Source organism: Staphylococcus sp. CoH_129_LAB_1 (assembly GCF_058191515.1).
Genome location: NZ_JBXWKZ010000072.1, coordinates 1 through 344 on the forward strand (window position 1 = coordinate 1; position 344 = coordinate 344).

Genomic DNA, 344 nt, shown 5'->3' on the forward strand with positions numbered 1-344 from the left:
TTTGTTCATCTTTTTGACCGAAGAAGTCACCAGGAGTAGCAGGTTTAGTAGTATCTACATAGCCAGCACCACTTTTAGCTTCATTGTCTTGTTCATCTTTTTGACCGAAGAAGTCACCAGGAGTAGCAGGTTTAGTAGTATCTACGTAGTCTTCACCTTCTTTAACTACATCAGCTTTAGGGAAGAAGTCCTCAGAAGTAGCTTCTTTAGAAGTATCTACATAGTTTTCACCTTCTTCAACTACATCAGCTTTAGGGAAGAAATCCTCAGAAGTAGCAGGTTGATCAGTGTTAGCATTAGTAGCACCTTCTTCAACTACATCAGCTTTAGGGAAGAAATCCCCA

Annotated in this window: 1 protein-coding gene; it reads right to left on the minus strand. The window is 40.1% G+C overall.

All coding sequences use genetic code 11. From position 1 onward, the window contains the following. On the minus strand, positions 1 to 344 hold a 344-nt coding region (locus tag AC2FB1_RS11165), incomplete at both ends, for a hypothetical protein (RefSeq protein ID WP_490675277.1).